1 pseudogene is annotated in these 248 nt (G+C 61.7%); it reads right to left on the reverse strand.

Going from position 1 to position 248, the window contains the following annotated elements:
- Nucleotides 1-248 (reverse strand): annotated as a pseudogene (locus tag CH341_RS35020) (Fe-S cluster assembly protein SufD); the annotation flags it as partial.

Below are 248 nucleotides of genomic sequence, written 5' to 3' on the forward strand. Positions count from 1 at the left end.
GGCAAAAATATCCGCCTGATCGACCAGATCACGCGCGCGCTCCGGATTGACGGGCTCCGCAGGCGCCGGCGCGTCCGTCATCAACCGCCGCAGGTCGGTATATTTCCAGTCTTCGACGCGGCGGTTCGGTAAGCCTTTCTCGATGAAGGCATCGAAAGCCGTGGTACGCATGTCGCGTATCGGGTCGTCGCCGGAAAGCTCAGCAAAATGCTGTGCCAGCGCCTCCTCGGCTTTTGTGCGCGTGCGTT

The organism is Rhodoplanes roseus (assembly GCF_003258865.1).
GTDB classification, from domain to species: Bacteria; Pseudomonadota; Alphaproteobacteria; order Rhizobiales; family Xanthobacteraceae; genus Rhodoplanes; species Rhodoplanes roseus.